The organism is Saccharophagus sp. K07 (genome assembly GCF_014336955.1).
Taxonomy (GTDB): domain Bacteria; phylum Pseudomonadota; class Gammaproteobacteria; order Pseudomonadales; family Cellvibrionaceae; genus UBA5868.
Window position 1 is genome coordinate 1 of the sequence record NZ_QRAI01000012.1, and the last position, 1,769, is coordinate 1,769.

A 1,769-nucleotide genomic window follows, 5' to 3' on the forward strand; every position below is an offset into this window, starting at 1 on the left:
AGATGGTCACTTTTGGTATGCAGGGCAAGAAAGGAAGTGGCAATGCGGAATTGCCTCAGTTGCAAGGAGATCTGTGTACGCGATGATAAAAAGCCCTGCGAAGGAATTCGTCGGGCTTTGTTGTATTACGCAATAAATTGGACAGGTGGAGGAAAGAGCCTTTTGACAATCCTATCGCGTAAGATCTGTCAGCCTTAGATTGGCTTTCTTCGGGTCAGTTTCCAATAAATTATTAAGAAATCGCAACATCTAAAAAATCACTTGATGTCAAATGAAAGACCTGACCCCAACTACTGCTGGTATTTGGCGAAGATTTGCGAGGACCTGACGATACGTTGAAGCTTCAATTTGAAGCCGTCAGCCAGTTTGATGAGGAAGATAAAAAAGTCGCAAAGGCTTTACTGGAAAGTCTCATTCTTAAACACAACGCCAAGCGGGCTTTCCGCTAGCGTTGAGAAGACGCTGACTGATTGGGCGGCAACCCAACCAGCCAGCTAACCACAGCAACCTGTATAGGAGGTTACTAATGGCTACAGCCAAGTGTACGCAAGCGGCGCCGGTGTGTCATACCCGGCGGATCAAGATGGGGCAGAAGTTCTACGACTACCGGCGCAAGGATCGGTCTCAGGCCAGGGTGCCCTGGTTGCAACTGAGGGGGCATTGGCTTGACCAGGCCGGCTTTGGGATTGATGTGCCGGTGACCGTCAGGGTCATGGAAGGTTGCCTGGTGTTGACGACGCAAGATAGGGACTGATGCTTAAAAAGAAAAAGCCCAGCGGGGTTTTCCGGCTGGGCTTTTTTGTTTCTCAGTTGCCTACTTAAACAGCAGGTACGCCATCCATAGCCAAACAGCTACATATAGAAATAAAATTAGGAAATAACCAATCGGCCCTTCGCTTTTGCGTACAGTCATTGCTTCACCATACGCTGAATGGAGAGTTCCTGTTTTTATCCCTACAACGATAGCCTGACTTAAAAAAACCAACGCTAAAAAGATAATGACATCGAAGACCATAGCTAACACCCTGAACTCATTTCGCAGTTAGCTTTAGCGGAAACTGACTCTCCGATCACATCTTGTACACCTTGTTTCACAGTTTCGCTAGTTACTGAACTAGCTTCCACTTTACCAACCGAGAACGTGTTGCCTTTCAATGACGTAACTGGCAAACCTGGATTTCCTGCTGTCTTAACTGTTGCTAGTGCAGTCGCAGGTTTGGCGACAGCAGCACCTGCCGCCAGTCCCACCGCATTTGCTGCACCAGCCGTTAAGGCCTTGCCTGCATCCACACTACCGGTGGTTGCCAGCTGCGTGCCAGCACTACCCACAGTTCCAGCAGCAGTTGCATTACCAACACTAGCAGCCACATTAGCGGCCTTGCTTCCAAAGTTTAATGAACCAGCGGCGATTGCACCTGGTACTGCCGCAGTAACCGCACCAACAGCTGCTCCCGAAACCATGTTCACAGCCAGATCCTTAGCGCTAAAATCATCCGTGGTAATAGCATAGGCGATACCTGATATCACTCCTCCGGCCAGTGCTCCAATCGCGATGTGCGCCCACTCACCTGTAGGATCGGTGTAGTTCAAGGGGTCGTTGTGAACGTAGGCATAAAGATTCATCTGATCTTCATACCCCACAGGATCGGTTTGCAAAAACCGCCCGAGCGCCGGATTGTAGATTCTCGCTCTGTAATAATAAAGATCCAACTCCGGCAAAAACATCTGCCCTGTGTAGCCGAAGCGTCCAGTTAGGCTGCCGACTCCAC

General features: G+C 49.5%; 2 protein-coding genes. One reads left to right on the forward strand and one right to left on the reverse strand.

Annotation, left to right across the window (positions count from 1 at the left end; genetic code table 11):
- The first annotated feature begins 526 nt into the window (after window positions 1–526).
- Window positions 527–754, forward strand: coding sequence for a SymE family type I addiction module toxin (locus DWB84_RS18700; protein ID WP_187411343.1), 228 nt, complete (start codon window positions 527–529; stop codon window positions 752–754).
- Between the two features lie 263 nt (window positions 755–1,017).
- Here the strand turns inward: DWB84_RS18700 and DWB84_RS18705 are convergent.
- Window positions 1,018–1,769: RHS repeat-associated core domain-containing protein (locus DWB84_RS18705; protein ID WP_187411344.1), on the reverse strand; the 752-nt coding region annotated here is incomplete at its 5' end.

Excerpts from the sequence above, each read along its gene's own strand:
- DWB84_RS18700 (WP_187411343.1), top strand. The coding sequence starts at position 527 with ATGGCTACAGCCAAGTGTACGCAAGCGGCGCCGGTGTGTCATACCCGG.